Origin of the sequence: Deinococcus metalli (assembly GCF_014201805.1) — a bacterium.
Taxonomy (GTDB): Bacteria; Deinococcota; Deinococci; order Deinococcales; family Deinococcaceae; genus Deinococcus; species Deinococcus metalli.
The window spans coordinates 1-26,333 of record NZ_JACHFK010000004.1; the positions used below are offsets into that span (position 1 = coordinate 1).

Sequence of the window (26,333 nt, forward strand, 5' to 3'; positions counted from 1 at the left end):
GTGACGTCGGGGGGGACGGTGCGGACGACGGTGGCGATTCCGGTGTACGGGGCCGCCTACGACCACTGAACCCATACCTCTGGACCGCGCCTGTCAGGTACTGGCTCGACAGGCGCGGTTGCAGGTGTGCTGCACGGCCTCTCGCACAGAGGTCACGATCCCGCGCTCCAGCGGTGCCAGCGGAGCGGCGGGCCATGGTCGGAGACGTACTGAGCGGCCAGCGTGCCGGCAATGGCCAACGCCGTGGGTGGATGCTTGCCGGTCGTGCTGCCACCGGGGCCGCCGTCAGACGTCGTGCAGGCGTCCGCCGCGCACCACCGGACTGATCGGCCGCGTCGCCTGCCCGGAACCGCGCTGCGCAGCGCTCAGGAGGTTGACGTGTCGGTCCACGCGCAGCCGGCTCAGGAGGCGACCGGCCAGTCCTGGGAACACGTCGTAGAGCACGGCCGCGCCCCGCGCGACCCTCAGCGGGTACACCAGCGGGCGGGGGTGGACGATGGCGTCCGCGATGGCGTGGGCCACGTGCGACGCCTCCACGACCGGCCACACCAGATGCGCGCCCTGCCCGCCGGCCTCGACGTTGACAGCGCGGTCCCACAGCGGCGTCCGCACCGCTGCCGGCAGCACTGCTGTGACCGAGATGCCGGTGCGTTCCACGTGCATCAGTTCCTGCCGGAGCGTCTGGGTCATGACCTCCACGAAGGCCTTCGTGCCGCCGTAGATGCCGGAATACGGAAACCCGACCCGGCCCTCCACCGACGCCATGTTGATGACGTGCCCACCGCCCTGCCGGCGCATCACCGGCACGGCGGCCTGGATGCCGTACAGCACACCCATCACGTTCACGTCGATCAGGGCGCGAACCCGCGCTTCCTCGCTGTGCTCCACGCGGTCCACGAACATGTCGCCGGCGTGGTTGACCATCACGTCGATTCGCCCGAACCGGGCCACGGCCGCCGCGACCAGCGCCTCGACCTGCGCGCGGACGGTGACGTCGGTCGGCACCGCGAGCAGCACGCCGCCCAAGCGCTCGCCCTCCCGCACCACGGCGTCCAGGGCCGCGGCGTCGCGGGCGGCGACGACGACCTGGGCGCCGCGCGCCGCGCACTCCAGCGCCGTGGCCCGTCCGATGCCGCTGGACGCGCCGGTGATCACGACGGTGCGGCCCAGCAGCGGACGGGCTTGCGGAGGCCTGGAGCGCCGGCCCGCCAGCAGCGTGGTGCCCAGCAGGCTGAGGGCGAGGACGGGCGTCAGCGGTCGCAGGCGGCGGATCATGGATCACGCTAGCCGTGAGCGGGTGAAGGAGACTGCCGCTTGCGTGAAGGCCCACTGAGGCCGGCTTCACCGGGCCGAGCCCTTCTTGCGCCCGGGTTCGTCTGCGCCTCACCGGCGTGCATGCTCGCGGGGCTTTAATGGGCGGTATGCGATACCGCGCCGCCATCGTGGGGTCCGGCCCCAACGGGCTGGCCGCTGCCCTCACCCTGGCGGGGGCCGGCTGGGACGTCGACGTATACGAGGCGAACGCCACGGCCGGGGGCGCCGTGCGCAGCGCCGCCCTGACCCTGCCCGGCTTCGTGCACGACGTGGGCTCCGCGATCCACCCGCTCACGGTCGTTTCGCCCTTTTTCCGGACCCTGCCACTCGAACGCCACGGCCTGCACTTCGTGTCCTCGCCGGCCGTGGTGGCGCATCCGCTGCCGGGCGGCACGGCCCTGCTGTATCAGGACCTGGACGACACGGCGCAGGCCCTCGGACCCGACGGCCCGGCGTACCGGCGCCTGATGAAACCGCTGGTGGACGCCGCCGACAGCCTCCTGGCCGACACCTTGCGGCCGCTGCTGCGCGTCCCGCGGCATCCGCTCACGCTGGCCCGCTTCGGCCTGCGCGGCCTGCCCCCGGCCACGGCGGTGGCGCGCACCCTCTTCCGCGAGCCCGCGGCCCGCGCGCTGTTCGCCGGCATGAGCGCCCACTCGGCCATTCCGCTCTCGCGGCCGGTGACCTCCGCCTACGGCCTGATGCTGGCGGTCACGGCACATGTGGCCGGCTGGCCCTTCCCGCGCGGCGGCGCCGGAGCGATCACGGACGCCCTGGTCGCCCACCTCGCCCACCTGGGGGGCCGCGTGCACGTGAACACGCCGGTCAATGATCTGCGCGCGCTGGACGCCGACCTGCACCTGCTGGACGTCTCGCCGCGTGAATTCCTGCGGCTGGTGCCGGACCTGCCGGCCAGCTACACCCGGCAGCTCAAGCACTTCCGCTACGGCGCCGGCACTGTGAAGGTCGATTACGCCCTGAGCGCTCCTATTCCCTGGCGCGACCCGCGGACGGCCCTGGCCGCGACCGTGCACCTGGGCGGCCCGCTGGACGACGTGGTGCGCAGCGAGGCGCAGAGCCTCCACGGCATGCCGGACCGGCCGTACCTCCTGCTGGCCCAGCACACCCTGTTCGATCCCAGCCGCGCCCCGGCGGGCCAGCACACCGCGTGGCTGTACGGTCACGTGCCGTCCGGCTACGCGCCCAGCGCCCAGGACATCGAGCGGATCGAGGCGCAGATCGAGCGGGTCGCGCCGGGCTTCCGGGACGTGGTGCTGGCGCGGCACGTCACCACTGCCGCCGCTGCGGAGCGCGACAACCGCAATCTGGTCGGGGGAGACGTGGGTGGCGGCGACAACAGCCTTCTGGGCACCCTGATCCGCCCGGTGCTGTCGGCCTCGCCGTACCGCACCCCGGCGCGCGGGGTGTACCTGTGTAGCGCCAGCACACCGCCCGGCGGGGGCGTGCACGGCATGGCCGGCCACCTCGCGGCGCTCACCGCCCTGAAGGACCTGGGCGGCTAGCGCAGGCTGCCGCCTCCGGACCCATCACCGCGCGCAACAGAGTCCGCAGCGCTCAGAAGACCCGCCGGCGCCGTCTGCTGAAGTCCTGCCGTGGTCATTGGAATGTGGCTTCCCCTACTACACCTACGGTCCAGCTTTGATGAGTCCCAGCTCAACCGGAACGTACGGTATTTCGATGAAGACGCTCAGGGTCGCCCGGGCCAGTTTCATGCAAGTCATGCGGACCGCCGCGCGGCACACGAGAGCATTTGCTCATGCCGCGCGGCATGTATCACTCACCGGAGGTTCGACCATGACGAAAGGAAAGAGCAGTGGTGGGAGCGGCGAGCGACGCGGTTTTGCCGCCATGGACGCCAGCAAGCAGCGCGAGATCGCCAGCAAGGGCGGCAAGGCCGCCCACCAGAGCGGCAACGCGCACGAGTTCACGTCCGAGGAAGCGCGTGAAGCCGGCCGCAAGGGCGGAGCAGCGACGCGCGACAACAACCAGAACGGTCGTCAGAAGAGCGGAACCGGCCGCTGACCGGTGGCCGCTCCCACGGCGGGGGCGGCTGCCGGCAGCGCCGTGGACAGCAGCTGAAGTCCCGGCCCTCCCGTGACCGGAACGGCGGCACGCCACCCGCACACGCCCAGGCCCAGGGGTGTTCGCCCCAGTGCCTGACCGGAGGTAGACCATGAACTTCAGACTCAAGAACGCCGTTCTCCTGTTGACCCTGGCCCTCGTGCCCGTCTCTGCGTACGCGCAGGACACGACGACCACGCCGCCACAGAGCACCGACACCACGGCCCCCACGGACACGACCGGCGGCGCGACCGACACCACGAGCGGCGCAACCACCGACACCACCAGTGGCGCGACCACCGGCACGACGACCGATACCGGCACCGCAGCCGCGAATGACGGCCGGGGCACCGACTGGGGCTGGCTGGGGCTGCTCGGCCTACTGGGCCTGGCGGGCCTGCGCCGCCCCGCGCCGACCCGGGTGGTCACCACCGCCAGCCCGACGAGCACCACCGCGCCGCCCCGCTGACCCCGGTTCCCGGCCCGGCGGATGCACCGGCCTGCCTCGAGGACCCGGCACCCCCGCCGGTCCCCGGTTCAGGGCCGGGTCGGTGTCGCCCCGCGGGGGCCGCACCGCTCGGGACGGTGGCTGCACGGCCGGGGTGCCGGACGGCCCGCGTTCCGGTCGCCGTGGCGTCTCCCCGCACGCGCCGCCCCCAGACCTGACGATTCACAGGAGTTCCCATGAAACTGCACAACGTCCTGTACCTGCTCGGTTTCGCGTCGATCCTCGCCAGCGCCAGCCAGTTCATTCCGTCCGAGTCCAGCGACCGCGAGCGCAACGGCCTGTTCATCGGGCACTGGGCCCCAACGTTCTTCATCCTGGGCAAGATCCTGGAAGACAAGGAGGTGCAGGGGCGAGGTCTGCTCGAGTAGTTGCGCTTCCGGTCCCGTGGCTCGCGGTCATGACGGCGCGCTGGACGGCAACAGTACACCCTGTGAGGGCGGCGGCTCCCGGCGGAGCGGCCGCTCGATTGCTGTCTGCCCGCCGACTCGGTTGGGGTCAGTTGGTCAGCCGCAGGAAGGAGGCTGAGGCAGAAATCGGCGCCGCTATGCCCCTGTGCTTTCGTAGGCCGCGTTACCGGGTGCCCGGCCCGCTCACCGGTCCGAGAAGCGTTCGGCGTAGCGGCCCGCGAGGAACACGGACTGGTACGTGGCGTTGAGGGTGTCGAGGATCTGGCCGCTGTACTCGAAGAGCCAGCCGCCGTCGCGCCGCTGCCACCACACGCCCAGCAGGGCGGCGTGGTCCGCCAGGTCCAGGTCGTGCCACGCGGCGCTGGTACCGGGGCCACGCACCTCCAGGCTCATCTCGCGGAATTCCAGCGGTTTGGGCTGACTATGGATGGTCACGGCGTACAGGTGGCCCACCTGGTCGCCGTAGCGTTGCCGCAGGGCGACCAGGTTGATGGTCAGGCCGCGCATCGAGGCGAGCACGTCGGAACTGCCGGGCGTGTGCGCGACCTCGAAGCCGCTGTGGTTCGGGAAGCTGATGATGCCCGAGGGGGGCACGTGCACGACCTGCAGTTCGGCCCAGGTGGTGCGCAGGTCGCGGGCCTTGACCTCCAGCTCCAGCACTTCCGCTGCAGGCGTGGGATTCGGCGTGGACGGCATGCCCCAGATATAAAACGCCGGCCCGCACAACACCACCGTGTCAGCCACGGTGTTCCGGTGGACTGAACCACTGGCGCGGCGGTCGGTGGCCTCCAGCGCGGTAAAAGCGGCGCCGCACTCAAGGAGTCTTGGCCCATCCCTCATGGCTCTCCTGAACTTCGTCAACTCCGCTTGACGAGACCCATGAGACCGGCCGGCGTGGTCTTCCTAGACTTGTCGTCGCTCGCCTGCGTGATGCACGAGCACATCGCCGTTTTCACACTCCCGGAGCACGTCCGGCTTGCGCCCGTGTTCCCCCGATCACCGCTCCAGGCAGGGCCTCGTGCAGGCCCGCCGCTCCTCCGTATCGCTCCAGGTGCCCTTCATGACCACGATTCCCTACACGCCCGCACTGGGCGCCCTGCCCACCGAACGCGGCACGCTGTTCCGCGTGTGGGCGTCTCGGGCCAGGAGCGTCTCGGTCGTGCTCTACGCCGGAGACCACACGACGATCCGCCCGCTGACCCACCTGGGAGACGGCATGTACGCGGATGTCGTGGAGGAGGCCGGTCCCGGCACCCGCTACCGCTTCGAGGTGGACGGTCAGGTGTTGCCCGATCCCTACGCCCGCTGCCTGCCCGACGGCGTGCACGGTCCTGCCATGGTGTGGCGCCCGGACTACTCGTTTCAGCACGCCGCCCCGGACCGCCGCGCGAGCGACCTCGTGATCTATGAGCTGCACGTCGGGACCTTCACGCCGCAGGGCACCTACCGCGCGGCCCTGGAGAAACTGCCGGACCTGGCGGCGCTGGGCGTCACGTGCGTGGAACTGATGCCGCTGAGCAGCTTCCCCGGCCGCTGGGGCTGGGGGTACGACGGCGTGGCGCCCTTCGCGCCGTACGCCGGGTACGGCCCGCCTGAGGACCTGATGGCCCTGGTCGACGAGGCGCACCGGCTGGGCCTGCTGGTGCTGCTCGACGTGGTGCTCAACCACTTCGGGCCGGACGGCAATTACCTGGGCAGCTTCAGCCCGGAGTACTTCACGGAGCGCCACAAGACGCCGTGGGGCGACGCCCTGAACTACGACGAGCCGCACATGCGGCGCCTGGCGGTCGACTGCGCCGAGCACTGGCTGCGCACGTACCGCTTCGACGGCCTGCGGCTGGACGCCACGCACGAGATCTTCGACGACCGCCCCACCCACATCCTGCACGAGATCGCCGCGCACGTGCACCGGCTGGGCCGCGAACTGGGCACCCGCCACTTCCTGTTCTGCGAGGACGACCGCAACGATCCGCGGCTGGTCACGCGCACCGGAATGGACGGCGTGTGGGCCGACGACTTTCACCACCAGTTGCGCGTGGTGCTCACCGGGGAGCAGGACGGCTATTACCGCGCGTACTCGCCGGACGTGGCGGCCCTGGCCCGCTGCATCACGGCCGGATGGGTGTACCAGGGTCAGCGCTGGCCGCTCGGCGAGCAGCCCGCCCGCGGCGCCCCGGCCGATGACCTGCCCGCTCCGAGCTTCGTGTATTGCATCCAGAACCACGACCAGATCGGCAACCGCGCCTTCGGGGACCGGCTGGACGTGGTGGCCGGGCCGGACGCCTTCCTGGCCGCGAGCGCCCTGCTGCTGTTCCTGCCGATGACGCCGCTGCTCTTCCAGGGGCAGGAGTGGATGGCCTCCACTCCCTTCCTGTACTTCTCGGACCACGCGGGCGAACTGGGCGAGCAGATCACGCAGGGCCGCTGCCAGGAGTTCGGTCACTTCGAGGCCTTCGCGCAGGGGGACGGCGCACAGGCCGTGCCGGACCCGCAGGACGAGTGCACCTTCCAAGCCAGCGCCCTGAACTGGGCGGAGCGGGACCAACCCGCGCACGCCCGGGCGCTCACGCTGTACCGCCGAATGCTGACGCTGCGGCGCGAGGACCGCGTGCTGCGCTCCACCGGCCGTGCCGACCTCGAGGCCGGAAGCAGCGGCCCACTGCTGTGGGTCCGGCGCGGCCCCGACCACGACAGCCGGACGCTGCTGCTGAACGTCTCGGACCAGCCGCTCGACCTCGGCGGCCTGCCGGATGCGGGCGTGTACTGGCTGCTGCGCACGCAGGACACCACCGCCCGGACGCGGCTGCCGCCCCGCTCGGCCACGCTGATCGCCCTGTCCAGCGCGTGGACGCCGCAGGTCGTGGCGACGCCGGCGCCCGCGCCCGAACCGCTTGATGCCGTTCCCGCGGCCCACAGGGAGGAGCCATGACCAGCCCGAACACCCCGAACGCCGGCGATCCGGTGCCCACCGACCCGCGAATCCAGCCCGGTATGGCGATCATCTGCTCGGATGGCACGGTGTACGGCCTCGCGGACGGCACCGAACGCGAGTACCTGCGAACGGCGCCCACCGTGGACAACCGGCGTCACTTCATCCCGCTGTCAGAGGTGGCGCGGGTGGAGGACGCGGTGTACCTGCGGCTGGACCACCGCCAGCTGCTGGAGATCCTGTGACCTCGCCCGCGCCGCGGCGTCTGCCGGCCGCGGCGGCGTGATCAGGGCGCCGTGGGCGTCCAGATCCTCACGCCGAGCACGTGGCCGCAGCTGCTGGAAACGCTGCAGAGCGGCTCGTGGAATCCGCAGCTCGGGCGCTTCCGGTCGCCCTTCGTGTTCCGTGGGCAGGCCCACGCCGCGCCGCTGAGTACATCCCTCCAGCGGCTGTCGAGCGACCCGCGTTCCATCGAGCGCCACCTGATCCGGGCCTTCCGCAAGTACGCGCCCGCCACGACCGAGGCGCGCCGCTCGCTGTGGGCGTGGCTGACGCTGGGCCAGCACCACGGCCTGCCCACCCGGCTGCTGGACTGGTCGTACTCGCCGCTGGTCGCCCTGCACTTCGCCACCGCCAGCGAGGCGCACGCCGATCACGACGGTGTGGTGTGGATGATCGACGTGGCCGCGACCACGCAGGGCCTGCCGGAGCAGCTGCGCCGCGTGCTGGCACAGGAGGGCGGCGCGGTGTTCACCACCGAGATGCTGGACGTGTTCAGCGCGGGCACCTCCGGCGACCTGCCCTTCGACGCCGAGATGAGCTGGCTCGACCGCGTCGAGCACGAGCAGGGCGGGCCGTACCTGCTGTTCCTCGAGCCGCCGTCCCTGGACCAGCGCATCGTGCAGCAGTCGGCGCTGTTCTCCATGCTCTCGAACCCCGAGGTGACGCTGGACGACTGGCTGTCGTCCCGCGCGGACCTGGCGCGTTGCGTGGTGGTGCCGCGCGACCTCAAGGCCGAGGTGCGTGACCGACTCGACGGCGCGAACATCACCGAACGCACGCTGTTCCCGGACCTGGGCGGCCTGAGTCAGTGGCTCAGCCGCTATTACCGCGACCGGCCGCCCCAGTTGGACGCCCCGCAGGGCCGCACCCTGGACGAGGACCGCAACCGGCACCGGTGAGGTTCCCGGCCGCCCACGTGGGCGTGGACAAGGCCGACGACCCGACCGGCGGCCGACCTACCGCCCGTCCTGCGCGACCGGGTCCTTGCCGAGCTGATCGGCGTCCATGGGTTCGCGCCGACCCAGGTCGAAGCCGTCGCCCTGGCTGAGCACGTGCAGGCGCACGTCGTAGATGGACAGCGTGCAGTCCTGTTTGGCGTCCGCGATGTTCGAGCTGGTCACGGTCGCGCCGTCGATCACGTACACGGCGCCGCTCCCCAGCACCCGCAGCAGCTCGCCGCCCTCCACCACGACCGCGGTGTTCTCGTCGATCCCGATGCCGACATAGCGCGGATTCTTCGCCACGGCGCCCAGCAGCCGGCCCATCCGCCCGCGCTCGGCGAAGTGCTGGTCGATCACCACGCCGTGGATCAGGCCCAGGCCGGGCGCCATCTGCAACTCGCCGATGCGGTGGGACTCGTCACTCTCACCGGACACCAGCATGACGTCGCTCATCACGGACGCGCCCGCCGAGGTGCCGGCGACCACGCCGCCCTCCTCGTACAGCTGCTGCACGCGGCTGTAGATCGGCGTGTCGCCCAGCTGGCTGGTGATGCGCAGCTGGTCGCCGCCGGTGAAGAAGATGCCCCGCGCGCCGTCGAGCAGGTCGAGCCGGGACTCCTGGCGGGCCTCGGCGCGCTCGGCGATGGCAAGTTCCACCACGTCCTTCACGCCCAGGTCTTGGAAGGTCCGCTGGTACTCCTCGAAGTACCCCTCCGGCTGGTGCGACGCGACGGTGGTCACCACCAGGCGGCCGTCTCCCACCATCCGCGCCACCTCCTTCAGGATGGTCTTCCCGTCTGTCTTGTCCTCGTGGCCCCCGATGACGATCAGCGTGCCCTTCTTACGCTGGTGCTTGGACATGACCCGCCTCCTGGTGCTGCTCGTCCTTGCTGAGGTACACCTGCGCCTCCGTCTGCCCGGCCGCCAGGAACGCGACCGGCAGGTGGGCACTGGTGTGCCACCACCCGGGCGTGCCGTCCGGCGTCAGGGCCACGGCGCCCGCCTCGCCGCCCACGCGGCCACGCTGCTCGGTCAGCACGTCGCGCAGCACGTCCTCGGGGTGGCGGCCCGGCACGCGGTGGATGAAGCGGGCGGCGACCATCATGCGCGCGATGCTCTCGCCCTCGCCGCTCAGCACCACGCCGCCCACCCCGTCGTCGGCGTAGAAGCCGCAGCCGACCTGCGGCGAGTCTCCCACCCGGCCCACACGCTGCCCCGACAGGCCGCCCGTGGACACGCCGGCCGCCACGTGCCCGTGCCCGTCCAGCGCGACGCAGCCCACGGTGTCGCTGCGGGCGGCAGCCTGCTCGGGCGACAGCAGCGCCGCCGGATCGCACAGCTCGGCGCCGTGTTCGTCGGCAAAGCGCCGGGCGCCGCCGCCGATCAGCAGCACCTCCTTTTCGGGCAGCATGCGGCGCGCCACGCTGATGGGATGCCACACGCCCCTGAGGCCGGCCACCGCGCCCACCTCCAGGAACCGGCCGTCCATCATGGCGGCGTCCATCCGGACGTGCCCTTCCTCGTCCACGTCGCTGCCGTACCCGGCATTGAAGGTGGGGTCGTCCTCCATCACGCGGATCGCGGCCTCGACCGCGTCGGTGGCCGCGCCGCCGCCCTCCAGCACGCGGCACCCCGCCTCCACGGCCGCCCGTACACCCGCGCGGCTCGCCTCGGCCTTGTCCGGCGGAACGGTGTGTGCGCCGCCGTGGACGATGATGGCCCAGCGCGGCGCCTCAGTCATGGTAGGCCCCGTGGTGGCCCGGCTCGTCGGCCGTCAGGTTGGGCGGCAGGCCGGAACTGTCGAAGTCGCGGATCTGCCGCCACGTGGCCTCGACCTCGGTGGCGAGCAGAACCACCAGGTCGCCGGGCCGCGCCATCCGCAGGGCGTGGTCCACCGCCTCGGCCTCCAGCAGCACCGTCGTCACGTGCTCCGGCGGCAGGCCGGCGGCCAGTGCGCCCTCGCTGACCAGGCGTGCGCCCTCCCCGGCCGGGCGGCCCCGGCGGTACTCGTCCTCGCGCACGATCAGCTCGTCGAAGGTCTCGGCGACCAGCGCGCCCATCTGGCGGATGTCGTCGTCGCGGCGGTCGCCCGCCACGCCCAGCACCCCGATCACGCGGCCCCGCGCCGGGCGCACGTGCCGGATCAGGTCGCGCAGGTACGTCATGCCCGGAGGGTTGTGCGCGTAATCGAGCAGCACCCGGAAGGGATGGCCGTCGTAGAAGTTCAGGCGCCCGGGGCTCTGCTCGAAGGAGGTCGTGAAGCTGCTCAGCGCCGAGCGGATCACGGTCAGCTCGACGTGCTGCGCCGCCGCGATGGCCGCCGCCGCCAGCGCGTTCTGCACGTTCACCTGCGCCAGGCCGCCCAGGGTGGCGGGAATGTCGCGCGCCCGCATGATCGGGGTGCGCTGGCCGCCGGCGTACAGCACGATCTCGTCGCCCAGCACGGTCGGTTCACGCACGACTGCCGTGCCGCCGCCCGCGATGTGCTCCTGGAGTTCGGGCGCGCAGTCGGCCGCGCCGCGCATCGAGAACAGCGTGACCGTTCCGCCGGCGCGCTTGCGCATCCGGAGCGTCAGGGGATCGTCGGCGTTCAGGACGCTGGTGCCGTCGTCGGCGACCATCTCGACCACCAGCGACTTGACCCACGCGAGGTCCTCCACGGTCTCGATGCCCTTGAGCCCCAGGTGGTCCGGCTGGATGTTCAGGACGGCGCCCACGTCGCAGCGCTCGAAGGCCAGGCCCTCGCGCAGGATGCCGCCGCGCGCGGTCTCCAGCACCGCGACCTCGACGCCCGGGTCGCTCAGCACCACCTTGGCGCTCTTCGGACCGGTCGTGTCGCCGCTCAAGATCAGCTCGCCGTCGATGTAGATGCCGTTGGACGTCGTGAGGCCCACCAGCCGCCCGGCGTGCTTGAGGATGTGCGCGACCATGCGTGAGGTCGTGCTCTTGCCGTTCGTGCCGGTGATCGAGATGATCGGCATGCGCGTGGGCGCGGCGCGCGGAAACAGCATGTTCAGCACCGGCACGGCGACGTTACGCGGCTGGCCCTCGGAGGGATGCAGGTGCATGCGGAACCCCGGCGCCGCGTTGACCTCCACGATGCCGCCTCCCGTCTCGTGGACCGAACGGGTGATGTCCGGCGAGAGCAGGTCGATGCCCGCCACGTCCAGCCCGATCACCTGCGCGGCCCGCCGGGCGATAGTGGCGTTGTCGGGATGGATCACGTCCGTGCGGTCGATGGCGCTGCCCCCGGTGGACATGTTCGCCGTGTCGCACAGGAACAGCACCTCGCCCGGCGCGGGCACGCTGTCCGGCGAGTGGCCCGAGCGGGCCAGCACGTCGCGCTGGTGCGCGCCCAGCGGGATGCGCGTCATGATGTTCTCGTGGCCGTCGCCGCGGCGCGGATCGCGGTTCACCTCCGCCACGAGTTCCGTGACGGTGTGCCGGCCGTCGCCCACCACGTGCGCGGGCACGCGCTCGGCCACCGCGACCACCTCGCCGTTCACCACCAGCACGCGGTGGTCGTGCCCGGGGTAGTGCTGCTCGACCACCACGTCCGGGCTGTGCTGCCGAGCCTCCTCGAAGCCCCGTCGCACGTCCTCTTCCTCCGTGAGGTTCATGGACACGCCGCGCCCGTGGTTGCCGTCGAGCGGTTTGGTCACCACCGGTCCCGTCAGGCGGCGGGCGGCGCGCACGGCGTCCTCCGCGTCGTGGACCACCACGCCCTTCGGCACCGGCAGACCGGCCCGGTCCAGCAGCTGCTTGGTCAGGTTCTTGTCGCTGGCCGTCATGGTGGCGATGTGCGGCGTGCGGCTGGTGATGCTGGCGCGGATGCGCTGCTGATGGCGGCCGTAGCCGAGCTGCACCAGGCTGTCGTCGTCCAGCCGCAGGTAGGGAATGCCGCGGCGCTCGGCTTCGGTCACGAGCGACTGGGTGGTCGGCCCCAGGATGAAGCGCCGGCTCACGCGGCGCAGCTCCACGAGTTCCGACGCGAAATCGAAGGGCACGCGCGGATCGAGCGTGCTGACGCCCTCGGGCAGCAGCAGCTCCAGGCCGTCCACACCCTGCAGCTCCGGGGGCAGCAGGCTGTTGACCAGCCGCAGGGCGATGGCGCCCGCGATCAGCCCCACGCGCTCCTCGCGGTAGGTGTACAGGACGTTGTACACGCCGGGCTGGCCCTTGACCGAGCGGGTCTTGCCGTACGTGACGCGCCGCCCCGCCAGGTTCTGCAGCTCCAGCGCGACGTGTTCGGTGATGTGCCCCAGCCACGTGCCCTCGCGCAGGCGGCTCACGAAGCCGCCTGGCCGGCCGGTGGAGCAGCCGTGGTCCTGCAGGGACGGCACCAGGGCCAGCAGCCGGTCCGTGAACCCAGGCAGCGTGCTCGAGTTGTGCTGTTCCAGCGTGCCCAGATCGAGCTGGAAGCGGATCATCGGTTCGTAACCGTAGACGTTGGGGCCACGGTACACCTGGTATTCGAGGACCCGGGCGCGAACGTGGGTGGTCGCCGGCTCACGCGGCTCGCTGGACGGGTGGAAGTGGATGGTCATGGACGGGTCTCCTCGTGGGGACTGACGGTGGCGATGGGCGCTGGACGGATCAACTGCACGCTAGTCCGCGGCGCCAAACGCCACTTATGCCTTTGCCCTACCGAAGTTGAGCCAGTTGGGACGCTCTGCGAGGAGCGCCTAAAGACGCCTTCACGTGGCACCGCGACCGGACCGCGCCGGTTACCGGCCCAGGACACTGGAACGCGGCGGCCGACCGCCCAACCCGTCCGGCTGCTCCAGCGGAGATCTCGAGAAAGAGCGCGTGTGGAACGCGGCTACGTCGTGGCCGGACTCAGGGCCGGGCCGGCAGCGTGAACGTGATCGTGGTGCCCTGCCCCGGCGTGCTCGTGATCCCGATGGTGCCGCCGTGCCGCTCCACGATCCGCCGGGCGATGGACAGCCCGATGCCGGTGCCCTCGTAGGCCTCGCGCGGATTGAGGCGCTGGAAGATCGCGAAGACCTTCTCGTGGTACGCCGGGTCGATGCCGATGCCGTTGTCCGCGACGGAGAAGCGCACCCACGCGCCGTCCGCGACGCCGCGCACCTGCACCTCGGGCGCGCGCTCCGGCGGCACGAACTTCAGGGCGTTGCCGAGCAGGTTCTGGATGAGCTGGCGTACCTGCGTCTCATCGGCCGTGACGCCCGGCAACTCGCCCACCGTGACCGCGGCGCCCACCCGCTGGATCTGGTCCGCGAGGTCGTGCAGCACCTGCGCCGCCACGCGCTGCACGTCCACCGGCCGCGGCGCCCGGCCCTGCGCCGACACCCGCGAGAAGGCCAGCACGTCGCGGATCAGCTGGCTCATGCGGGTGGTGCCGTCCCGGATGTACTGCGCGTAGGTCGCGGCGCGCTCGTCGTCGTCGGGCAGGCGGCGCAGCAGCAGGTCCACGAAACTGGTCACGCTGCGCAGGGGTTCTTGCAGGTCATGGCTGGCCACGTACGCGAACTGCTCCAGCTCGCGGTTGCTGCGTTCCAGCTCGTCCATGGCGCGGTGCAGGTGCAGCAGGCCCTGCGAGCCCTCGATGGCCAGGCCCAGGCTGCGCACCACCGTTTCCATCACGGCCTTGTCGGCCCGCGTCCACTGGCGCACCTCGTCGAACAGCACCACGGCGAACACCCCGCGCGGCTGGCCCTCGACCAGCACCGGCAGGGTCGCGGAGGCCCCGAGATGCTCTACGTATTCCGCCAGGTTGTCGATGTCCCGCTCGTAGAGGTCCTGGTAGAACGGCTGGCCGGTCTCGAAGGGAATCAGGACGTTGCGCACGTCGTCGTAGGGCAACCCGGCGTCCACCAGGCGCTGCAGCTCGTCGTTGCGCAGGCTGCCGGTCTGAGCCCGCAGGCGCCACACCGGCCGCTCGGGCTCGTAGTACACGGCGTAGCCCGGCGGCAGGAGGGACATCACCACCTCCTGCGCGCGTTTGACCAGGGCGTACGGATCGCTGCGCAGCGACAGCCCGCGCGTCAGCTCCGCGAAGCCCTCCAGGGCGCGGGTGCGCGCCGCGAGTTCCTCGTTCTGCGCCGTGAGGTGGTGCGACAGCGCCGCCCGCTCCAGCGCCACCCCCAGGCTGCGGCCCACCGCCCGGAAGACCTGCCGCTCGCGGTCGGTCCAGTCCGCGGCCTGGTGCGTGCCCATCGTCAGCAGGCCCTGCGGGGCGCCCGCCACCACGTACGGGAACAGGGCGGCGGCGCCGGATGCCTGCGTGGGCGTCATACCTGGGCGCTCCGCTCCACTGCCGGGCACGAACAGCACCGCGCCGCTGCGGACCGCCTCGGCGTGGTGCGGGGCGTCTGCCGGCACGCCCTCCTCGATCACGGCGACCACCTCGGGGCTGTGGTCCTCGGACCACACGCGCGCCTTCCAGCGCCCGGCCTCCAGCTCGGAGAACGTCACGCTCACGTCGCCCAGGGTGCCGCGCAGCACGTCGGTGGCCTGCCGCGCCAGGGCGTGGACGTCCGTGGTCTCGGCCGACATCTCCGTCAGGCGCGCGAAGGCGGCCAGGGCGGCCCGCTCGACTTCCAGCTGCCGCTGCTGCTCGCTGCGTTCCAGCGTGAGCCGCAGCCCACGCGCGACCGCCCGGACGATGGCCCGCTCGCGCTCACTCCACACGTGCGCGCCGCGCGAGCCCACCGCGAAGAGGCTGCGCGCCTCGTCGTGGATCACCAGCGGAATGAACGCGGCCGTGCCGAACGGCACGTCGCTGGACAGGCCGTCCGCCTGCGCGGTCCAGTCGTCCACGAACACCGGCGCCATCGTGCGGGCGGCCTCCGCGAAGTGGGGTGCGTCGAGCGGCACGCCGGCCCGGATCTGCTCGGCCACGGCTGGGGGCACGTCCTCGGACCACACCCGAGCGCGCCACACCTGCCCGTCGCGCTCGTAGTAGCCGACGCTGACGTCTTCCAGACTCGCCCGCACGACGTCCACCGCCTGCCGCGCGAGCCGCAGCACGTCGCTCTCCGTGCCGATGGACTCCTTGTAGACCACGAAGGCGTCCAGCGCCGCCCGTTCCTCGTCGAGGGCAGCGTTGCGCGCCTCGAGTTCGGCGGTACGTGTCCGCACCTCGGCCTCGAGCTGCTGCGCGGCGCGGGCGTCCCGCAGCGCGACAGCGCCCTGCACGGCCAGCGTGCGCAGCAGGCGGCGGTCCTCGCCGCTCAGGACACGTCCGGCATCGAAGGCGACCACCAGCGCGCCCTGCGGTCCGTCCGGGGACGTCACCGGGAGAACGGCGCCCGTCGCGCCGGCCAGGTCCAGTGAGGCGGCCAGCACGTCGCCGCCGGGACCGTAGTAGCGCGCCTGACGGTCCCGCAGCGCGTCGTTGACGGGAGCGGAACCGTGCAGGGTCGGGGCGTGCCACGCTTCTGGACGCACCGCGCCCCTCATCGCCATCACGCTCAGGGCGTCGCCGGCCACGCGGAACACCGCGCCGCCGCTCGCGCCCAGCGTGTCCACGGCGGCGTGCAGGATCGTCTCGACTGCGTCCTGGGGCGTCCTGGCGGCAGCCAGCCGCTCGATGACGTCGTGCAGGTGCTCGCTCAGGGCGGGCGGGGGCGGCCGGGACATGGCGGGCAGGATAGCGTGCTCCGTCGCCGCGCTACGCGGCCGGTGCGCCGCTCAGGGGGTGTGTGAGGTGCGGGCCTGCATCCAGAAGTTCACGAAGGCGTCGATCTGCCGCGCGAAGCTGGCGAAATCGTGGTCCTTGACGAGGTATGAGCTGGCGTGCAGGGTGTAGGCCTGCTGCACGTCGCCGGCGTTGCCGGACGTGCTGAGGATCACGACCGGGATCAGCGCGAGGCGGGGGTCGTCCTTCATCTGCGCCAGCACGTCGAATCCGTGCAGCCCCGGCATGTTCAGGTCCAGCAGCATGACGTCCGGCAGCGCCGTGTCGAGTTCGCGCAGGAAGTTCAGGGCGCGCTCGCCCGACGCGCAGGTGTCCACCACCACGCCGTTCTCATGGCCGCCGAACGCCTCGCGGGCCAGCAGCCGGTCCATCGGGTTGTCGTCGACGATGAGCACCCTCAGCGGTTGACCCCGCGAGGACGGAATGGAAGGTGGCGCACCGAGCGTCATGTCCGCAGCATAGCCGAGCGCCTTCATCACATCTTCACCTTCATCACTTTTTGAGTGTGTTCCACGGCGCTGCCCGGGATGTCACCGGTCCCGCCGCTGCCCGGATGACGCGCACATGACAGGCAGATGATGACCGGACCGCGGGTCACCGCTGCGGAAGCACCGGCTGTGGGGCCGGACCGTGCTGCCACACGAACAAGCCGACGGCCCCGGACTTCCCGGGACCGACACGGCCTGTCGACACTTGCCTACTGTCCGGCCAGACGGCTCTCCTGTCCGGCCGGGCGGCCGCCTACTGGGCGATGCCCTTGAACAGGTCGCGCGCCGTCTGCAGGTGCTTCTGGAGCGCCGGCAGGGTGCTGGTGGCGTGGGCCTTCAGCTGCGCCTGGGCGCCGGACTTGCCGTACGCCGTGAACAGGTTGACGGCCTGTTCGTGCGCGGTGACCTGCGCGGCCAGGTACGCACGGTCGAATCCCTCGCCCTGCTGCAGGCCCAGCGCGGTCAGTTCGGCCGCCTTGAGGGGATCGGGCGCGGTGGGCAGGCGGATGTTCAGCCGGGGCGCCAGGGCCGCGAGCTTGCGGCTCGCGTCGGTGTGGTCCTTGATCAGCTGTTGCGCCAGCGCCTTGACCTTGGCGTTGCCGCTGCGCGTGGCGGCCAGCTGCGAGGACCGGATCTCGAACATGTCGCTCAGGGCGGCCTGCATGGCGAAGCACGAGTCGGTGGTCGAGGACGCCGTGCCGGCTGCCGGCGCCTTGCCCGCAGGCGTGCTCGACCCGCTCCCCGCCGACCCGGACGCCGACCCGCCGGCCGATCCGGACCCCGCGTTGCTCCCCGCACCGGTCCCGGAGCCCGACCCCGCCGCGGGGGTGCCCGAGCCGGCCCCGCCGCTGGGCGGTGGAGTGGCGCCCGGCGTGGTCACCGGGCCGCTGCCCGCGGACGCGCCGCCGCTGGACGCAGAGCCGTTGCCGTTTCCGGTGGACGTGGTGTCCGACCCGGCGGCGTTTCCTGCGCCACTCCCGGCAGACGCTTTGCCTCCGGTCGACCCGGTGGCGGCCGCGCCGTTGCTGCCGGCCGCGCCAGTGGTGGACCCAGCCGCGCCGGCCGCACCCTGTGGCGCCTGGGCCAGCCCGCACTGCACGCTCGGCGAGGGTGCCGGGGCCGGATTGCCGGCCGGCGCGCCGGACCCGGGAGCGCCACCCGGCGCGCCGTTGGCCGGAGCGCCCGGCGCCGCGTTCTGCGTTCCTGAATTCTGGGGAGTCGAGTTCTGCGTTCCAGAGTTCTGTGTTCCTGAATTCTGGGTTCCCGTGTTCTGCTGGGCCACGGCGGTGCAGATCAGGGCGGTGGCCATCCAGAGGGCGGTGTGCTTCATCATCTCTCCTGTGCGGACGACCGGGGAGCCCCGGGCAGTGGTGTCGTTCCGCGGTGACGCCCGGGCGGGGGCCTGCCGGTCAGCTTCGGCGCCGGGTCCGCGCGCGGGGTGAAGAAGTCGTCTGCCGGCCCCCAGCAGGTTCGGACGTGAGCCCCGGTTCTGCTCAAGGCGCATTGGGCCGGCATTCATACCACGGCGCCCAGCGTGGAACCCGCCCCCGGCGCGGCATTGACGTGGGCACCGCCGCCCGGTCACACTGCGGCAGTCACGTGGCCCCCTGCGCCCGACCGCGCAGCGGCCCCATGGCCCGGTACCGAGGCCGTCCGCCCGCCAGGCGTGTGTGCGCCCGCTCCAGTCCGGCGGGCCCAGTGGAGCGAGTCATGCCGACCCTGCCCGTGTTCCCGCTGCGCTCAGCCCTCCGTCCGGCCGTGGTGGCCCTGGCCCTGCTGGTCACGGCCAGCCTCGGCGGTCCCCCACACGGCGCGTCGGCCCAGGGTGCGGACGCCCCCACGCAGACGCTGGTGATCAACTATCCCAATCCGGGCGTGCCCTCCGGGGCGGCCGGGTCCGCGCTGTACAAGGGCCTGGTGTACGTGACCATCGTGCCGGCCGGCGCGTCGGCACCGGTGGCGACCTCGCAACTGTCGCCCAGCCAGCGGGACGTGCGGGCGCTGCCTCTCGGCACGTACGAGGTCCGGTTCGCCGTGCGCAGCGGCAGCGAGCTGAAGACCTTCATCCTGCGGGACGTGATCCTGCGGTCCGACCGTGCCAACGCCGTCAGTGTCGAGGTGAACCTGGACGCCAAGACGACCGTCGTGGGCGGGGACATGAGTGCCCAGCAGATGGCCGCGCTGATCCGGCAGCTGCAGGCGCAGGTGGCCGCCCTGCAACAGCAGCTCGCGGCCCTGACGCCCAAGTAGCGGGCACGCAGCGGGCGGGCTCAGCGCGGCCGGGGCAGCGTGAAGCCGAAGGTCGCGCCCTGCCCGCCGTGCGACTCGGCAAATACCTGGCCGCCGTGGCGGGCCACGATCCGCCGCACGGTCGCCAGCCCCACGCCGGTGCCCTCGAAGGCCTCGTAGCGGTGCAGGCGCTGGAAGACCCCGAACAGCTTGCCGGTGTACGCGGCATCGAAGCCCTCGCCGTTGTCGCGCACGAACACGGCCCACTCGTCGGGCCGCGTCTCCGCCCAGATGCGGACACTCGCGTGCTCGCGGTTCTTCGAGAACTTCACGGCGTTGCTGATCAGGTTCGTCATCACCTGCTGGAGCGTGGCGACGTCGCCCGTCACGTGCGGGAGCGGCGCGACCTCCCACGCGACCGGCCGGCCGGGGAACTCCAGGTCCGCGTCGCGCTGCGCCTGGCGCACCAGTGCGGCCAGATCGACCGTCACGGCCCGCAGTTCCTGCCGGGACGTGCGGGACAGCAGCAGCATGGCGTCGATCAGCGCGTTCATGCGCTCGGCCGCGTCCCGGATGATGGCCACCTGCCGCTCCACCTTCGCGTTCGGGGTGCGGCTCAGTTCCCGCAGGGCCAGGTCGGCGAAGCCCGTGATGTGCCGCACCGGGGTGCGCAGGTCGTGCGACGCGGAGTACGTGAAGGCCTCGAGTTCCTCGTTGGCCAGCCGCAGCGCCTCGTTGCTGCGGGTCAGCTCGGTCTGCTGCTCGACGAGCTGGCGCGTCCGCGTCTCGATGCGCTGCTCCAGGGTCGCGTTGAGGGTCCGGACGGTCGCCTCGGCTGCCCGCATCCGCAGCAGCGCGCGCACGCTGGCGAGCAGCACCTGCGGATCGACGGGGTGCACAAGGTACGCGTCCGCGCCGGCGTCCAGTCCGCGGGCCATGTCCGGCGCGCTGAGGTACGACGCCGAGACCATCAGGATCGCCACGTGCTGCACGTCCGGGTCGGCGCGGATGGTGCGGCACAGCGTGAAGCCGTCCACGTCCGGCAGATTGATGTCCAGCACCACCAGCTCCGGGCCGTGGTGCAGGGCCGCCAGGGCGCCGGCCCCGTCGCTCGCCTCCAGCACCTCGTGTCCGCCCAGACGCAGCGTGCGGCCCGTGACGTAGCGGCCGGCGTCGCTGTCGTCCACCACCAGGATGCGGGGGAGGTCCGCGCTCACGGCGCCTCCGACGTGGGGGTCCCGAGCCGCGCGCTCACGGCCCGCGTCAGCGCGTCGGGGTTGCCGGCGAACACCTGCGCCTTGGACAGCACCGCGGCGTCCAGCGCCTTCAGGCGGGCGCCCAGGTCCGGCGTGATGACCTGGGCCGTCACGACCAGAACCGGAACGGAGCCGCCGCGGGGCTGAGCGCGCAGCGCGTCCAGGAACGCGAGGCCGTCCATGCCCGGCATGCTGAGGTCAAGCAGCACCAGCGCGGGCGCCGCCTCCGCCACCAGCGTGAGACCCTCGGCCCCGGACGCCGCCTCGACGGTCTGAGCGCGCCACGGGGCCAGCAGCGCCCGCAGCCGCTCACGGTCGCCGGGCGTGTCGTCCACCAGCAGAACGCGGGGTCCGGCCAGTGGGGCCGCCGCGTCCGGGCCAGGGCCGGCGGGGGCACCGGGCCGGCGCACGTGGACCGGCAGGGTCACCGTGAAGCACGAGCCCTCGCCCACCGCGCTGCTCACCTGCACGTGCCCGCCGAGCTGCTCGGCGAACTGCCGGGCCAGCGACAGGCCCAGGCCGCTGCCGCTGCCGCGCCCCGCGCCGGGCGGACCCACCTGCGAGAAGTCCTGAAAGAGCCGCGCCTGGTCGCCGGCGGTGATGCCCGTTCCCGTGTCCGTCACGCCCAGCGTGATCCACTCGCTGCGGCCGTCCACGATGGCCCACACGTTCACCTCGCCGGCCGCCGTGAACTTCAGGGCGTTGGAGATGAAGTTGCGCAGGATGCGCGTGGTCCGCGCCTCGTCCCCGTGCAGGGTGGGCAGCCCGGCGACCGGCCCGAACACCAGCCGCACCTGCGGCGCCGACACCAGCGGCTGGAACAGCGCGCGCAGCCCGGCGAACATGCCCGCGACCTCGAAATCGTCGAGGTGCGGCTCGGACCGGCCCGCCCGCAGCCGCGCCTGGTCCAGCAGGTCGTCCACCATCGTCAGCAGTTCGCCGGCCGAGCGCTGCACGAGCTGCACCTGCCGCTCCTGCTCGGAGCTCAGGTCGCCGTCCTGCCGCTCCACCAGCAGCCGCGTGAGGCCCAGGATCGAACTCAGCGGCGTGCGGAACTCGTGGCTCATGTACGACAGGAACATCGCCTGCACGCGGTTCGCCTCGCGCAGCTGCGCGGCCTGCTCCTCCAGCTCGCCGTACAGCGCGACCACGCCGCGGTTGGTGTTCTCCAGCTCCTGATTGAGCGCCGCGAGCTGCTCCTCGCGGTGCCCGAGGGCGGCCAGCGCGTCCAGCAGTTCCCGGTTCTGCACCCGCAGTTCCTGCAGGGGAGAGACCGGCTGCGCGGCGGCCACCGCGCGGATCACGCGGTCGAGGTCCGGCGGCGTGACCGGGGTCGCCGCCGGCAGCCGCTTGCCCAGCCGGATCACGGTGTGGCCGGGCCGTGAATCCACGTCGAAGGTGTCGGACATCCGGCGGGCGCCCGCGAGGCCGAGGCCCATGCCGGTGCTGGAGACGTGGCGTCCCGCAAGGATGTCGTCCAGCGCCGCGATCCCCGGCCCGTGGTCGCTCACGGTGATCAGCAGGAGGCGCTGGGCCGGCTGCACCTGGACGTCCACCTGCCCGCCGCCTGCGTACTGGACGGCGTTGCGCGACAGCTCGGACACGGCGGTGGCCAGCCGGGTCTGGTCCTGCCCCGGCACGCCCAGATGGCCGGCAATCATGCGCGTCCAGCGCCGCGCCACCACCACGTCCTGGTCCGTGTGGAGCCGCACCGACAGCAGCGCGACGGTCACGCGGTCTCCTTGACCACCACGACCGTCACGTCGTCGTGTGCGCGGCGGTACTCGCGCGTCAGGACGCCGGCGATGACCGCCGCGCGCCGGCGCCGCAGGCCGGGCCACACGTCCAGGTTCCAGCTGCTGCTCAGGCCGTCGCTGTGCACCACCAGCGCCGCGTCTGCCGACCACGGCAGCGTGACGGGCATGGCGCGGCGCACCGCCTGCCCGAGCGTGCCGCTGTGCGACAGCAGGCCGCGGCGGTGCTCGGCGTCCAGCACCGCGCCCGCGATGTTGCCGGCCCCGGCGTAGCGCAGTTCGCGGGCGTCCAGATCGAGTTCGGCCACGGCGGCCACGGCGCCCCGGGTGGACCGCAGCGCGCCGTGCAGGCGCTGCAGCACGTCCGGCGGCGTCAGGTGCGGCGCGCCGGTGAAGGCGTCCACGCCCGCCTGCGCCGCGGCGTGCGCGCCCGGCCCGTGCCCCAGGCCGTCGATCACCAGCAGCCGCAGCTGGGTCTCGCCGGGCAGCGCGGCCCAGTCGTCCCCGCTCTGCACCTCGTCCGGGTGCGGGAGCTGCACCGCTCCGATGTCGAAGGCGCCGGGCGGCGGCACGTCGCGGCGCTCGGCCAGCTGTGCGTACACCACGCTGCCCCTGCGCTCGGCCGAGTACACGTCGAAGGCGTTCGCCAGCCGGATCACCGCGCCCAGCCCGGTGCCGGGCGTGCCGGCCGTCGAGTAGCCGTCGCGCAGCACCTCCCCGATGCGTGCGATGCCCGGCCCGCGGTCCAGCGCGAGCAGGTCCAGGCGGCCGAACGCGGCCGGCGACACCACCAGCTCGCCCTCGGGCGCGTGCTTGAGCACGTTGGTGGCGAGTTCGGTGGCCACGATGGCCACGTCCGAACGCCGCGCCTCCGCGAACCCCAGCCGGCCGGCGATGTCGGCCGCCACCCGCCGCGCCTCGCCCACGCCGCTCGCGTCGGTCACGGGCACCCGCACGCTCAGCGGCATGGCGCTCCTGCCCAGACGTGCCGCGCGCCGGTCACAGCCACTTCACGACCGTGATGCGCGTGTACGCGCCGGGCTGGGTGTCGATACTGAACTCGTCCATCAGGCGCCGCGAGCCGCTGAGGCCCAGGCCCAGGCCGTTGCCGGTGGTGAAGCCGTCCTGCAGGGCGCGCGGCACGTCCGGGATGCCCGGCCCGTGGTCCTCGAACACCAGCTTGAGGCCAGGGCGGGCGGCCTGCACCACGCTCAGGTGCACGTGCCCGCCGCCGCCGTGCACCAGGGTGTTGCGCGCGAGTTCCGACGCGGCGGTCACGATCTTCGTCTGGTCCACCAGCCGGAAACCCAGCTCCTCGGCCCGCCGGCGCGTCACCTGCCGCACGCGCACGACGTCGTCCTCCATGCGGACCGCCAGGGTCTCACCGGTCACGACGGACGACGTCACGTGCCTTCCCTCCGGGCGTCCCCTGACCCTGGAGCAGGGCCATGCCGCGCTCGACGGAGATCGCGGTGCGCACGCCCTCCCAGCGCACGCCCAGTTCGACCAGAGTGATGGCGACGGCAGGCCGCATGCCCACGATCACCGTCTCGGCGGCCAGCACCCGGCTGACGGCCGCGATGTTCCCCAGCACCCGCCCGATGAAGGAGTCCACCATGTCCAGGCTCGAGATGTCGATCAGGACGCCGCGCGCGTGGTGCCGGACGATCTCGCTCGCCAGGTCTTCCTGCAGCGCCAGCGCCAGGCGGTCGTGCAGGTCCACCTGGACGCTGACCAGCAGGCACGAGCCCAGGTTCAGGATGGGAACGCGGTCCACGGCGCTACGCGTCCGCGCCGGACACGATCTGGAAGCCGCCCCGGCCGAGCGCCAGTTGCAGCGCGTCGGCCAGGCTGGCGCGGGTGGACACGCCGGACAGGTCGATGCCCAGATGCACGATGGTCTGCGCGATCTGCGGCCGGATGCCGCTGATGATGCAGTCCGCACCCATCAGCTTGGCGGCCGCGACGGTCTGGAGCAGGTGCTGGGCCACCAGGGTGTCCACCGTGGGCACGCCCGTGATGTCGATGATGGCGATGGTGGACCCGGTGTCCACGATGCGCTGCAGCAGCGTCTCCATCACGATCTGGGTGCGCTGGCTGTCCAGCGTGCCGATCAGCGGCAGCGCCACCACGCCGTCCCACAGTTTCACGACCGGGGTGGACAGTTCCAGCATCTCCTGCCGCTGGCGCTCGATGATCTGCTCGCGCGACTTCTGGTACACGTCCAGCGTGTACAGCCCCAGCTGGTCAATCAGCACCGTGACGTCCCACACGGCGTCCGCGAGTACCTCGGGCTGCGCGGTCAGCTCCTGGCGCAGACGCCCGAACAGCGGCTGCTTGAGGGAAAACACGAAGGTCGCCACCTCCGACGGCGTGAAGCCCTGGCCCGCGCGGGAGCGCGCCAGCTGCTCCAGGAACGCCCTGACGTCTCCCCACGCCGCGCTGCCGATGTCCCCCCCGGTTCGCACGCCCTGGCGGAACAGCGTCAGGAAGGTCCCGGACTCCCGCCGCAGTTCGACCTCGCTGATGAGGTCGCGGCGCATGGTGACCGCGTTGAGCTGCTCCAGCACCCAGTAGTCGAGGAAGGAGTCATCCTCTGACAGGAGGCGGGCGATGCGGTCTGTGGTGGCGGTCATCAGCGGACACTATACTCACGTGATCTGGAGAATCAGGGAGCGGCCGCACGGTCACCCCAGCGGCCGGCCGCCGTCCACCGGAATGACCGTGCCGGTCGTGAAGGTCAGGTGCGTCGCCGCGGCCAGCACGGCGCGGCCGACCTCCTGCGGCCGGGCGATGCGGCCCAGCGGCGTGCGGTCCGCCTGCGCGGCGATCAGGTCCGGCGGCATACGCGCCGCGTACTCGCCGTCCACCCACCCGGGCGACACGCTGAGCACCCGGATGTCCGGCGCCAGGGCGCGCGCCAGCGAGCGGGTCATGGAGTCCAGGGCCGCCTTGGACGCGCAGTAGGCCACGTTCGAACCCAGGCCCGTGACGGCCGCCACCGACGAGATGTTCACGACCAGACCGTCCCCGCCGGCGCGCAGCAGCGGCGCGAGGGCGCGCACGCTCGCGAAGGGGCCGCGCACGTTCACGCGCAGGATGGTGTCGATCCACTCGTCGCTCAGGCCGTCCAGATCCGCGTGCGGCACCGGCGTGGTGACCCCGGCGTTGTTCACCAGCACGTCGAGCCGGCCCTCGGTGGCGTGGATGCTGGCAGCGGCGGCGGCCAGCACGGCGGAGTCGTCGACCGCCACGCGCAGGGCGCGGTGGCCGTGGCCCGGCAACTCGGCGGCCAGGGCGGCGGCGCGCTCCTCGCTGCCGGCGTAGCACACGATGACGGCCGCGCCCGCACCTGCGAGCGTCTCGCAGATTGCGCTGCCGATCCCGCCGGCCCCGCCGGTGACCAGGGCGACGCGGCCCGCGAGGGGGTCGGTCCCGCTCACGAGCGGTTCCCGGCGACGGTGTCGCGCCAGATCAGTTCGGGGGCGTGCAGTCGGGGACCATTGCCCGGCTGCGGGTCGTCCAGGGCGCGCAGGGCGTCCTCGACCATCGCCTCGAGCGGCTGGCCGATGGTGGTCAGCCGGTACGCGAGGCGGGCCGACTCGTCGATGTTGTCGAATCCGATCACACTGACCTCGTCCGGCACGCGCCGGCCCAGCGTGCGCAGGGCGTCGAGCACGCCGATCGTCACGATGTCGTTCGCGCCGAAAAAACCGTCGGGCCGCTCGCCGGCGGCGTCGAGGTGAAGGGTGGCCTGCACGCCCCAGTCGTACTGGAAGGCGCGGGCGGGGGTGGCAACCGGCCGCACGCCCGCCTGTGCGAGGCGGTCCGTGAAGCCGCGCAGGCGGTCCTGGTGCGTGGAGGTGTCGGGGTCGCCGCCGATGAAGGCCAGGCGGCGCGCACCGGCGTCCAACAGCACCTGCGCCGCCAGCCGACCGCCGCTGTAGTTGTCGCACGCGACCGAGAGGAGCTGGTGCCCCGGCAGGTGCCGGTTGAACAGCAGCACCGGAATGCCGCCCTCCTGCACGTCGCCCAGGCTGGGCGGACGGGCGTTCAGGCGGGTAGGGAAGACGATGGCCGCCTCGATCTGGTATGACCGTGCAGCGTCCAGCGTCTCCTGCACGTCGCGCCGGGCGTCGTGCGTGAGCAGCAGCGCCCGCTTGCCGCGCGCCTCGAGCGCCTTGGCGAACAGCGACAGCGCCTGCGGATAGAAGGGGTTGTGCAGTTCGCCCACGATCAGCGCCACGATGCCGCTGCGCTGCGTGACCAGCGAGCGGGCGATCGCGTTGGGCTGGTAGCCCAATCTCTCGGCGGTCTCCAGCACCCGTCTCCGCGTCTCGGGGCTGATGGACGCGCCCGGCGTGAAGGCCCGCGACACCGCCGACTGCGACACGCCCGCCGCGCGCGACACGTCGAGGGACGTGACCCGCTGGGTGGGGGGCGGTGAACTCGTGGTCGGGCGGGTCATGGACGTGCCCCC

25 protein-coding genes are annotated in these 26,333 nt (G+C 72.3%); 9 read left to right on the forward strand and 16 right to left on the reverse strand.

Annotated elements, in window-relative coordinates; genetic code table 11:
- Positions 1-285 precede the first annotated feature (285 nt).
- Positions 286-1,275 carry an SDR family NAD(P)-dependent oxidoreductase gene (locus HNQ07_RS09080; protein ID WP_184110954.1) on the reverse strand — a complete coding sequence of 330 codons (990 nt, stop codon included), beginning with the start codon at positions 1,273-1,275 and terminating at the stop codon, positions 286-288.
- 146 nt (positions 1,276-1,421) lie between these two features.
- Here HNQ07_RS09080 and HNQ07_RS09085 point away from each other — a divergent pair, with 146 nt between their 5' ends.
- The 4 genes from HNQ07_RS09085 to HNQ07_RS09100 all read left to right on the forward strand — a co-directional run bounded on the left by HNQ07_RS09085 (position 1,422) and on the right by HNQ07_RS09100 (position 4,272).
- A complete protein-coding gene (locus HNQ07_RS09085) occupies positions 1,422-2,837 on the forward strand; it encodes a phytoene desaturase family protein (protein WP_184110956.1) in 1,416 nt (471 codons plus the stop codon).
- Positions 2,838-3,129: 292 nt separating this feature from the next.
- A complete protein-coding gene (locus tag HNQ07_RS09090) occupies positions 3,130-3,357 on the forward strand; it encodes a KGG domain-containing protein (RefSeq protein ID WP_184110957.1) in 228 nt (75 codons plus the stop codon).
- Positions 3,358-3,508: 151 nt separating this feature from the next.
- Positions 3,509-3,865: a WGxxGxxG family protein gene (locus tag HNQ07_RS09095; RefSeq protein ID WP_184110958.1), complete on the forward strand. Its 357-nt coding sequence runs from the start codon at positions 3,509-3,511 to the stop codon at positions 3,863-3,865.
- Between the two features lie 215 nt (positions 3,866-4,080).
- Complete coding sequence (locus HNQ07_RS09100; protein WP_184110959.1) at positions 4,081-4,272, forward strand: hypothetical protein; 192 nt, start codon at positions 4,081-4,083, stop codon at positions 4,270-4,272.
- Positions 4,273-4,494: 222 nt separating this feature from the next.
- Here the strand turns inward: HNQ07_RS09100 and HNQ07_RS09105 are convergent, their stop codons facing one another.
- Entirely contained in the window at positions 4,495-5,007 is a 513-nt protein-coding gene (locus HNQ07_RS09105) for a hypothetical protein (protein WP_229831940.1), read from the reverse strand.
- Positions 5,008-5,371: 364 nt separating this feature from the next.
- Here HNQ07_RS09105 and treZ point away from each other — a divergent pair, with 364 nt between their 5' ends.
- Genes treZ through HNQ07_RS09120 form a run of 3 tightly spaced genes read left to right on the forward strand, consistent with a single transcriptional unit; the run spans position 5,372 to position 8,421 of the window.
- Positions 5,372-7,240: a malto-oligosyltrehalose trehalohydrolase gene (gene treZ, locus HNQ07_RS09110; protein WP_184110960.1), complete on the forward strand. Its 1,869-nt coding sequence runs from the start codon at positions 5,372-5,374 to the stop codon at positions 7,238-7,240.
- Positions 7,237-7,485 (forward strand): DUF2171 domain-containing protein, encoded by a 249-nt coding sequence (locus HNQ07_RS09115; RefSeq protein ID WP_184110961.1) that lies wholly within the window; start codon positions 7,237-7,239, stop codon positions 7,483-7,485. The genes treZ and HNQ07_RS09115 overlap by 4 nt, the downstream gene beginning before the upstream one ends.
- A 51-nt stretch (positions 7,486-7,536) precedes the next feature.
- Entirely contained in the window at positions 7,537-8,421 is an 885-nt protein-coding gene (locus HNQ07_RS09120; RefSeq protein WP_184110962.1) for an FRG domain-containing protein, read from the forward strand.
- A 57-nt stretch (positions 8,422-8,478) separates the two neighbouring features.
- Here the strand turns inward: HNQ07_RS09120 and HNQ07_RS09125 are convergent, their stop codons facing one another.
- The 6 genes from HNQ07_RS09125 to HNQ07_RS09150 form a co-directional block, all read right to left on the reverse strand.
- Entirely contained in the window at positions 8,479-9,324 is an 846-nt protein-coding gene (locus HNQ07_RS09125; RefSeq protein ID WP_184110964.1) for a cyanophycinase, read from the reverse strand.
- Positions 9,305-10,204, reverse strand: a complete 900-nt coding sequence (locus HNQ07_RS09130) for an isoaspartyl peptidase/L-asparaginase family protein (protein ID WP_184110966.1) — start codon at positions 10,202-10,204, stop codon at positions 9,305-9,307. The genes HNQ07_RS09125 and HNQ07_RS09130 overlap by 20 nt, the downstream gene beginning before the upstream one ends.
- The gene (gene cphA / locus HNQ07_RS09135; RefSeq protein WP_184110968.1) at positions 10,197-13,010 is read right to left on the reverse strand and encodes a cyanophycin synthetase; all 2,814 of its coding nucleotides are present in this window, start codon (positions 13,008-13,010) and stop codon (positions 10,197-10,199) included. Before cphA ends, HNQ07_RS09130 begins: the two co-directional genes overlap by 8 nt.
- Before the next feature lie 292 nt (positions 13,011-13,302).
- Complete coding sequence (locus HNQ07_RS09140) at positions 13,303-16,068, reverse strand: ATP-binding protein (protein ID WP_184110970.1); 2,766 nt, start codon at positions 16,066-16,068, stop codon at positions 13,303-13,305.
- A gap of 51 nt (positions 16,069-16,119) precedes the next feature.
- Positions 16,120-16,575 carry a response regulator gene (locus tag HNQ07_RS09145; protein WP_184110972.1) on the reverse strand — a complete coding sequence of 152 codons (456 nt, stop codon included), beginning with the start codon at positions 16,573-16,575 and terminating at the stop codon, positions 16,120-16,122.
- A 292-nt stretch (positions 16,576-16,867) separates the two neighbouring features.
- On the reverse strand, positions 16,868-17,278 hold the full coding sequence (locus tag HNQ07_RS09150; protein ID WP_184110974.1) for a DUF4142 domain-containing protein: 411 nt from the start codon (positions 17,276-17,278) through the stop codon (positions 16,868-16,870).
- Between HNQ07_RS09150 and HNQ07_RS09155 the strand changes: the two genes are divergently transcribed.
- Both HNQ07_RS09155 and HNQ07_RS09160 read left to right on the forward strand, forming a co-directional pair.
- Complete coding sequence (locus HNQ07_RS09155) at positions 17,277-18,056, forward strand: hypothetical protein (RefSeq protein ID WP_184110976.1); 780 nt, start codon at positions 17,277-17,279, stop codon at positions 18,054-18,056. The two genes, HNQ07_RS09150 and HNQ07_RS09155, sit on opposite strands and share 2 nt — an antisense overlap.
- Positions 18,057-18,324: 268 nt before the next feature.
- Positions 18,325-18,864 (forward strand): hypothetical protein, encoded by a 540-nt coding sequence (locus HNQ07_RS09160; RefSeq protein WP_184110978.1) that lies wholly within the window; start codon positions 18,325-18,327, stop codon positions 18,862-18,864.
- A gap of 20 nt (positions 18,865-18,884) precedes the next feature.
- On the opposite strand, the gene HNQ07_RS09165 is transcribed toward HNQ07_RS09160, so the two are convergent.
- Genes HNQ07_RS09165 through HNQ07_RS09200 form a run of 8 tightly spaced genes read right to left on the reverse strand, consistent with a single transcriptional unit; the run spans position 18,885 to position 26,321 of the window.
- On the reverse strand, positions 18,885-20,060 hold the full coding sequence (locus tag HNQ07_RS09165; protein ID WP_229831939.1) for a sensor histidine kinase: 1,176 nt from the start codon (positions 20,058-20,060) through the stop codon (positions 18,885-18,887).
- Positions 20,057-21,832 carry an ATP-binding protein gene (locus HNQ07_RS09170; RefSeq protein WP_184110980.1) on the reverse strand — a complete coding sequence of 592 codons (1,776 nt, stop codon included), beginning with the start codon at positions 21,830-21,832 and terminating at the stop codon, positions 20,057-20,059. The genes HNQ07_RS09165 and HNQ07_RS09170 overlap by 4 nt, the downstream gene beginning before the upstream one ends.
- Entirely contained in the window at positions 21,829-22,821 is a 993-nt protein-coding gene (locus tag HNQ07_RS09175; protein WP_184110982.1) for an ATP-binding SpoIIE family protein phosphatase, read from the reverse strand. Before HNQ07_RS09175 ends, HNQ07_RS09170 begins: the two co-directional genes overlap by 4 nt.
- 31 nt (positions 22,822-22,852) lie before the next feature.
- Positions 22,853-23,260 carry an ATP-binding protein gene (locus tag HNQ07_RS09180; RefSeq protein WP_229831938.1) on the reverse strand — a complete coding sequence of 136 codons (408 nt, stop codon included), beginning with the start codon at positions 23,258-23,260 and terminating at the stop codon, positions 22,853-22,855.
- Positions 23,235-23,630, reverse strand: coding sequence for an STAS domain-containing protein (locus HNQ07_RS09185; protein WP_184110984.1), 396 nt, complete (start codon positions 23,628-23,630; stop codon positions 23,235-23,237). Before HNQ07_RS09185 ends, HNQ07_RS09180 begins: the two co-directional genes overlap by 26 nt.
- Positions 23,631-23,634: 4 nt before the next feature.
- The gene (locus tag HNQ07_RS09190; protein WP_184110986.1) at positions 23,635-24,489 is read right to left on the reverse strand and encodes an STAS domain-containing protein; all 855 of its coding nucleotides are present in this window, start codon (positions 24,487-24,489) and stop codon (positions 23,635-23,637) included.
- 51 nt (positions 24,490-24,540) lie between these two features.
- Entirely contained in the window at positions 24,541-25,296 is a 756-nt protein-coding gene (locus HNQ07_RS09195; RefSeq protein WP_184110989.1) for an SDR family NAD(P)-dependent oxidoreductase, read from the reverse strand.
- A complete protein-coding gene (locus tag HNQ07_RS09200) occupies positions 25,293-26,321 on the reverse strand; it encodes a LacI family DNA-binding transcriptional regulator (RefSeq protein WP_184110991.1) in 1,029 nt (342 codons plus the stop codon). The genes HNQ07_RS09195 and HNQ07_RS09200 overlap by 4 nt, the downstream gene beginning before the upstream one ends.
- Positions 26,322-26,333: the final 12 nt, after the last annotated feature.

Coding starts and splice junctions, on each gene's coding strand:
- HNQ07_RS09080 (WP_184110954.1), bottom strand. CDS start 1,275: ATGATCCGCCGCCTGCGACCGCTGACGCCCGTCCTCGCCCTCAGCCTG.
- HNQ07_RS09085 (WP_184110956.1), top strand. CDS start 1,422: ATGCGATACCGCGCCGCCATCGTGGGGTCCGGCCCCAACGGGCTGGCC.
- HNQ07_RS09090 (WP_184110957.1), top strand. CDS start 3,130: ATGACGAAAGGAAAGAGCAGTGGTGGGAGCGGCGAGCGACGCGGTTTT.
- HNQ07_RS09095 (WP_184110958.1), top strand. CDS start 3,509: ATGAACTTCAGACTCAAGAACGCCGTTCTCCTGTTGACCCTGGCCCTC.
- HNQ07_RS09100 (WP_184110959.1), top strand. CDS start 4,081: ATGAAACTGCACAACGTCCTGTACCTGCTCGGTTTCGCGTCGATCCTC.
- HNQ07_RS09105 (WP_229831940.1), bottom strand. CDS start 5,007: ATGCCGTCCACGCCGAATCCCACGCCTGCAGCGGAAGTGCTGGAGCTG.
- treZ (WP_184110960.1), top strand. CDS start 5,372: ATGACCACGATTCCCTACACGCCCGCACTGGGCGCCCTGCCCACCGAA.
- HNQ07_RS09115 (WP_184110961.1), top strand. CDS start 7,237: ATGACCAGCCCGAACACCCCGAACGCCGGCGATCCGGTGCCCACCGAC.
- HNQ07_RS09125 (WP_184110964.1), bottom strand. CDS start 9,324: ATGTCCAAGCACCAGCGTAAGAAGGGCACGCTGATCGTCATCGGGGGC.
- HNQ07_RS09130 (WP_184110966.1), bottom strand. CDS start 10,204: ATGACTGAGGCGCCGCGCTGGGCCATCATCGTCCACGGCGGCGCACAC.
- cphA (WP_184110968.1), bottom strand. CDS start 13,010: ATGACCATCCACTTCCACCCGTCCAGCGAGCCGCGTGAGCCGGCGACC.
- HNQ07_RS09140 (WP_184110970.1), bottom strand. CDS start 16,068: ATGTCCCGGCCGCCCCCGCCCGCCCTGAGCGAGCACCTGCACGACGTC.
- HNQ07_RS09145 (WP_184110972.1), bottom strand. CDS start 16,575: ATGACGCTCGGTGCGCCACCTTCCATTCCGTCCTCGCGGGGTCAACCG.
- HNQ07_RS09155 (WP_184110976.1), top strand. CDS start 17,277: ATGGCGAAGCACGAGTCGGTGGTCGAGGACGCCGTGCCGGCTGCCGGC.
- HNQ07_RS09150 (WP_184110974.1), bottom strand. CDS start 17,278: ATGCAGGCCGCCCTGAGCGACATGTTCGAGATCCGGTCCTCGCAGCTG.
- HNQ07_RS09160 (WP_184110978.1), top strand. CDS start 18,325: ATGCCGACCCTGCCCGTGTTCCCGCTGCGCTCAGCCCTCCGTCCGGCC.
- HNQ07_RS09175 (WP_184110982.1), bottom strand. CDS start 22,821: ATGCCGCTGAGCGTGCGGGTGCCCGTGACCGACGCGAGCGGCGTGGGC.
- HNQ07_RS09190 (WP_184110986.1), bottom strand. CDS start 24,489: ATGACCGCCACCACAGACCGCATCGCCCGCCTCCTGTCAGAGGATGAC.
- HNQ07_RS09200 (WP_184110991.1), bottom strand. CDS start 26,321: ATGACCCGCCCGACCACGAGTTCACCGCCCCCCACCCAGCGGGTCACG.